At 41.4% G+C, this 6,660-nt stretch carries 7 protein-coding genes; all 7 read right to left on the reverse strand.

The features are described from left to right. Window positions 1-414 carry a flagellar FliJ family protein gene (locus PE36_RS06225; RefSeq protein ID WP_006031119.1) on the reverse strand — a complete coding sequence of 138 codons (414 nt, stop codon included), beginning with the start codon at window positions 412-414 and terminating at the stop codon, window positions 1-3. Further along, the gene (locus PE36_RS06230; RefSeq protein WP_006031120.1) at window positions 404-1,738 is read right to left on the reverse strand and encodes a FliI/YscN family ATPase; all 1,335 of its coding nucleotides are present in this window, start codon (window positions 1,736-1,738) and stop codon (window positions 404-406) included. The genes PE36_RS06225 and PE36_RS06230 overlap by 11 nt, the downstream gene beginning before the upstream one ends. A gap of 34 nt (window positions 1,739-1,772) precedes the next feature. Continuing rightward, window positions 1,773-2,462 (reverse strand): FliH/SctL family protein, encoded by a 690-nt coding sequence (locus PE36_RS06235; RefSeq protein WP_006031121.1) that lies wholly within the window; start codon window positions 2,460-2,462, stop codon window positions 1,773-1,775. Continuing rightward, window positions 2,462-3,475, reverse strand: coding sequence for a FliG C-terminal domain-containing protein (locus PE36_RS06240; RefSeq protein WP_006031122.1), 1,014 nt, complete (start codon window positions 3,473-3,475; stop codon window positions 2,462-2,464). Before PE36_RS06240 ends, PE36_RS06235 begins: the two co-directional genes overlap by 1 nt. Further along, the gene (gene fliF / locus PE36_RS06245; protein ID WP_006031123.1) at window positions 3,465-5,207 is read right to left on the reverse strand and encodes a flagellar basal-body MS-ring/collar protein FliF; all 1,743 of its coding nucleotides are present in this window, start codon (window positions 5,205-5,207) and stop codon (window positions 3,465-3,467) included. The genes PE36_RS06240 and fliF overlap by 11 nt, the downstream gene beginning before the upstream one ends. A gap of 8 nt (window positions 5,208-5,215) precedes the next feature. Then, window positions 5,216-5,545, reverse strand: a complete 330-nt coding sequence (locus PE36_RS06250) for a flagellar hook-basal body complex protein FliE (RefSeq protein ID WP_006031124.1) — start codon at window positions 5,543-5,545, stop codon at window positions 5,216-5,218. Between the two features lie 14 nt (window positions 5,546-5,559). Next, window positions 5,560-6,660, reverse strand: a 1,101-nt coding sequence (locus PE36_RS06255; protein WP_006031125.1) for a sigma-54 dependent transcriptional regulator, incomplete at its 5' end; no start/stop codon positions are given.

Here is a 6,660-nt window from a genome sequence, read left to right on the forward strand (position 1 = left end):
TTAATCTCGATTCCGTAAAAAAACCTGTATAGCTAGTTCATCATTTTGAAATTGTTCAGCTATATCTTGTGCTAACTGCGCCTTAGATTCACGCCTCCTGAGCACGGATTCAAAACCTTTAACCTGCCCAATTTTCTGGCTGATAAGCGTGTTCTGGCGTAATAGGTCCGCTTCATGTAGATCGATTTCAAACTGTTGGTTATCAATCAAACCGTCAACTTGATTTCGCATCGACTGCATATTTTGCAAATGCAATACTTGGCTATCGCCACTATTTGCAGTTAAAGCTTGTTGGTAAGCCGCTAATTGAGATACCTGATATTTTTTACGCTGCAGTTGTTCATTAAACTGTATTCGCTGCGCTGCTAATTCATCTAATTTTTTTTGTTCTATACCGATTAATCTATTTAGCATGCTCATTATCCATCAGATGAATCAATTGATTCATACTATCGCTTAACCCACTTTGCTCATCTAAGCCTTGCTGTAAAAATGCGGCAATCGCTGGGAACTTCTGTACAGCATAATCTACTTGCATGTCCTTGCCGGGTTGATAACCACCTAATGGGATCAGTTCTCTGATTTGTTGATAACTGCTGTATAGTTTTTTCAGTTTGATCGCATGCGCGAGATAATCTTTTTTGACTACTTGCGGCATAACACGGCTAATCGATGCACTAATATCAATGGCCGGATAATGTCCTTGTTCAGCGAGATCACGGCTAAGCACGATATGACCATCTAAAATAGCGCGAGCGGCATCAGCAATAGGTTCTTGCTGGTTATCGCCTTCGACCAGCACAGTATAGATAGCAGTCATGCTGCCACTACCAAGTCCATTACCTGCGCGTTCAACTAATTGAGTGAGTAGACTGAATACGGAAGGCGGATAACCTTTCGTTGCCGGAGGCTCTCCCATCGCTAAACCAATCTCACGCTGCGCTTGCGCATAGCGGGTCAAAGAATCCATTAATAATAAAACGTGCTTACCTTGATCACGGAAATGCTCAGCTAAACGATGACAAACTTGTGCCGCCCGCAAGCGCATCAGAGCGGTAGCATCCGCTGGCGCTGCAACAACAATCGCGCGTTTACGGCCTTCCTCACCTAAACTATGTTCTATAAATTCACGTACTTCCCGACCGCGTTCACCAATAAGCCCAACAATAATAATTTCAGCTTCGGTATAACGAGTCATCATGCCTAATAACACACTTTTACCGACACCTGAGCCGGCAAAGAGACCTAAACGCTGCCCTTTACCGGGTGTTAAAACCGCGTTAATACAGCGAATGCCGACATCAATGGGTTCAGAGATAGGTTGACGACTAAGTGGGTTATTTGGCAAAGAAAAGAGGGGGATCGACTCACCAGTAATGGCTGGAAGGCCATCAAGCGGTTGCAATAGTCCATCAACAACCCGGCCTAATAATTGTTCGCCAACAACAATATTTTCAATACCACTTTGTGGTGAAACCCTCGCACCCGAAAACAAGCCCACGGCATGTTGGAGTGGCATTAAATAACTAATATCTCTGTTGAAGCCAACTACTTCAGCAGCTAAACTGCCATTGTTTAGCGTTTCAATAAAGCAACGTTGACCGATAGACAGTCGACAGCCCGTCACTTCGAGTGTCAAACCATTAATACGCACAAGTCGCCCATAAACTTTTGCGACAGCACCGGCATCAATACTTTCCACAGCCTGAATCAACCGCTCTTTTAAGGCTTCATTCATCGCCGAATTCCCCTTGTAACATCATAAAATTGGACTAGTTAGCTTCTGTCATTGACTGATTCATAGATTCCATACACTGCTGAAAACGTTCTTCGGTATCAACTGAAATTTCCTTATCTGAACTCTTAATATAGCTATCTCCGACAGCTAATTTATCATCAACTTCCAGTGCCCAACCATTCAAATCTGAGATACCGAGGTCTTTAAGGCGTTTTTTATCATCCACATTTAAGAAGATACGTACTTTTTCAATATCATCGGCAAACACTTGGATTGCTTCTTCAACAAGATTTAACACTTGCTTAGGGTTTAAAGTCAGTTCGGCACGGATAACTTGGCGAGATACTTGTCCGACTAAATCGGCAATCAATTCTTGTTGAACAACGAGCTTATGCTTCGCTAATTCATCGACTTTTTTCTGCACTGTTGAAAGCTGAGTAATGGCATCTTTAAATAACTGCGCGCCTTTAATTTGGCCTTCTGCAATACCTTGCATAAGACCGGTATTATACCCTTCTTGACGACCATCAACTAAACCTTGCTGCAAGCCACGCTCAACACCTTCCTTATGTCCTTCTTCCAAGCCCTGCTGAAATCCTTGCTCAAAATTAGGTGATATCTCATCAACAGCTCCGAGGGTCGCACCGCCACCAACACGAAATGGCGGAAATACATGCCGTCGATAACTAATTTTATTGGCTTTAATAATTTGAGCTGAGTTCATTAGCTAACCACTTGTTCTTCGAATAATTGTAACTGTAACTCACCACTTTCAAAGAGCCTACGGGCGATAGCCATAACCTCAGTGCGTGAAATTTCTATTTTACTCAACGGCATAGGACCCAAACGTTGAATTTCAGCATTAAGCGCTTCAGCCATACGTTTTGGCAATGCTTCTTCAATTTTATTGATAATTGATTTATCCGCACCTTTCAACGCTGTGGCTAAAACCTCATTAGGAACGGCTTCAATAAGCGCTTGCAGAATATCTAATGGCTGTCGTCCAAGGATCATAAAGTTGAACATGTTATCTCTAATCGCATTCGCTGTATCAACGTTATGCATCTCAACTAATTCAATTAAGTTAGCTTTATCGCCACTGTAACGATTAAGGATATTCGCCGCTTGACTGCTGCCATCAACTTTAGCACCAGACTGTTCAGCAACAAAATCAATACAAAGTTGTAGTGTGACTCTTAAATCATTGATTACATGATCACTGATGTCTTCTAAATTAGCGATACGATAGATCAGTTCATCATGAGACTCTAAGGGTAAATGTTTTAGCACCGCATTGGCTGTATCAGGTGGTAAAAATGCCAACATAACCGCTTGCATTTGCAAGTGTTCATGACGGAAAAAACGTGCTAAAACATCCGCAGGTAACCACTGTAAGCGCTGAATATCATTCGACATGACATCACCATAAATGGAATCTAACATGCCACTAGCCAGTTTTCGCCCAAGCGCCATATCTAATGATTTCTCAAGATATTCGCGAGATGCTCTACTTATCCCACTTTGCTGAGTATATTGTTCAAAAAATTGTTGTAAAATTTGCTGAGCATCAATACTTGATACATTACTGAGGCGAGCCATTGCCATTGACACATCTTTAACTTCTTCAGGTTCCATCAATCGCAATATTTTTGCAGCTGATTCTTCGCCCATGCTTAACAGTAAAATAGCGGCTTTATCTCTTTCACTAAACGCTGTGGTCATATCATTACGACTCATTCTGACTCCCTCCGTTAGACTTAACCCAGCCTTTCAATACTTCCGCAACACGAACAGCTTCTTTATCTGCTAAAATTTGTAGGTGATTTAATTGCACACTAAACTCACTTCCTGGGGCTGGTAAAGCTGGCATTTCAACTGATGTTAACTCAGTCATATTGACCGGCTTACTTGCCTTAGTGAGCTCATCCGGCTTAATATCAGTGTTTAAGCTATTCGTTTTAGCTTCACTTGTTTGTTCTGTTGACGCAAGCGCAGCATTGTCTGCTTGTCGTAATTGACTAACGAAGTGTTTAGTTAATGGTCTGATTACAAACATAATTAATGCTAAGCCGAGGATTGTAATAACGATGTAGCGCAAGTACGCTTGTATTACATCCATCTGCCACCAAGGTAACGCTTCAAGCGTTATTTCAGGAACAGCGATAAAATCATAACCAGAAATATTTAACTGATCGCCACGACTAGCAACGATACCAATGGCATTTTTTATCGTGATCGATATTTTAGCTAACTCTTCATCACTCCAACCTTCTTTACCCGTTGCTATTTTATTATTCAAAATAACAGAAACACTCAAGTTATTAATGCGACCAAATTCATATTTTTTATGCATCACAGAGCGACCAACAACATATTCTTTGCTGTAATCATTACGCTTAGTTATCATCGACGATTCCGCTTCACTCGATGCTGTTTTTTTACCTTTCTTTGTCACTTTTTTGACTGGTGGTAAATTTGATAACGAACCTGGAATACCAACAGCATTTACATCGCCAGAAACTTGTTCACGTATATTTTCCTTTGTTAATACAGTTTCAGGGCTCACCGTCTCTACAGTCTCTTCGACTTCATTAAAATCTAAATCTGCGGTTAGTTGTATTCTAAAATTTTCAGCACCAACAAGTGGGTATAAAAGTTCACTTATTCGACGAGTTAATCGTGCTTCGAGATCATTTTTAAATGTAACCTGTTGCGTGGCCACTTGTCCGCGATTACTCGACTGACTACCGGATAAGGTTAATAATCTACCCGCCTGATCGACCACTGAAATATTATCGGGCTTCAGATTTGTTACACTGCTCGCGACTAAATTAATGATCGCACTAACTTGCCCTTGAGAAAGTTCTCGACCGGGTTGCAAATCAAGCATGACCGAAGCCGAAGCCTGTTCCTCATGACGTCCAATAAACAGTGTGCGTTCAGGTAACGCCAAATGTACACGCGCATTACGAACAGCATCGATAGTGATAATCGATAATGCTAACTCGCCCTCAAGTGCAAAACGATAGCTTTTAGACTCCATAAACTGACTAGTGCCCAGTCCCATTTTACCTTCAAGACCACCCATCCCCATTGGGATGTTCTTTTTGACACCCAGTGCAGCCAACGCCATGCGTAATTGAGCTAGTTGACTTTTCGCGACTAAAATTTGTCCCGACTCTGTATCCAACTGAAAATCAGCTTTTTGTTGTTCTAACAGCTCAAGGATATTGGCTTTATCATACATTTCTTGTTTCCCATATAAGGGAACATACTGCTCAGCAGTCCATAACGATGCAACAATAGCAGCAGCAATAAGGCTTGATAGCAGCCCGATAAAAAATAAAGACCTAAATCGATAAAGTTTTTCGCGAGTTAGTTTCAACCCTGAACGCATGTTCTTTATCACGTTTCCATTACCTGCACCTGGGCTTTTGATAAGACCTGTTTCTTGAGATAAAATTTCCACACTAGCCCCTACAACGGTATACGCATAATATTATCAAAACCGGTCATCAACTTATTTCTAACTTGCATTAATACCGAAAAACTTAAACCTGCTTTTTTTGCCATGACCATCGCACCAACTAAGTCATCACTACGGCCTGAATCGACAGCTGACATCATGCCATTAGCTTTTAACTGCTGCTGATTAATATCACTGACCATCATTTTCATTGTCTGGTTAAATGACACGGCTTGATTAGTACCTAATGGATTACTTGCAATTTCATTACCAGCTTGAAGCTTCATTAGCTCCATTTTATTCATCAAATTAATTGATTGGGTATTTGCTTCGATTTTCATATTATTACCACCAGTTAAATTGCTATACCTTGCTCTCGCATTGCTACCATTTTGTAACGCAACGCTCTAGTGGTTACACCTAGTGCTGCAGCGGTTTTCATTCTATGCCCTTTAAATTGTTTTAATGTATCTAAAACATATTGGTACTCAGCCCTTTTTTTAGTTGATTCCAATCCTTCAGATTGGTGAACAATTTTCAGCGCCGTTTTCTTTTCATTTAACTGCGTTGGCAGCATTAAATCAGCCACTTGTATTTCCATACCTCGAGCAATAATGAGAGCCCGTTGAATTACATTTTCTAATTCACGAACATTACCAGGCCAAGCATGTCCTAATAACATCAATTTAGCAGCACTACTCATGAAATAATCAGGCGTTGGCGCATACTTACGAATAAAGAACTCCGCGAGAGGCAGAATGTCATCTTTACGCTCTCTCAACGCCCCCCATTGCAAAGGTAATACATCTAATCGGTAATACAAATCTTGACGGAACAGACCTTTTTCAACGGCCTCTTGTAAATTTTTATTTGTTGCCGCGATAATACGAATATTAAGCTTAATTTTTTTATTACTACCGAGCCGTTCAACTTCTCGTTCCTGGATCACGCGCAGTAACTTAGCTTGTAATTGCAATGGCATTTCAGCAATTTCATCTAACATGATGGTGCCATTATTGGCGAGTTCAAACTTCCCCACCAGCTCACTGGTTGCACCGGTATAAGCCCCCTTTGTATGACCAAATAGCATGGCTTCAATCATCGATTCAGGCATAGCTGCGCAATTGAAAGCCACAAACGGCCCATCTGCGCGCGGAGAATGTGTGTGAATGTAGCGAGCCAACAACTCTTTACCGGTGCCCGATTCGCCTCGAATCAATACAGTTGCATCGGTTTGTGCAGCACGATGTGCGAGTTGTACAACCTGACGGCTTTCAGCCGAACAAAGAATAAAATCATCCATTGGTTTGCGTAAGCTCTCCGCTCGCTTTATCGCTTTAATCAACTGGTAATCAGAGAATGGTTTCAGTAAATAATCCGCAGCACCTACTAAGATCGCCTCAGCAGCAAGTTCACATTGACTACTTTGCACCATTACGATGATAACGGTGTCGGG

This window comes from Moritella sp. PE36 (assembly GCF_000170855.1).
Classification (GTDB): Bacteria; Pseudomonadota; Gammaproteobacteria; order Enterobacterales; family Moritellaceae; genus Moritella.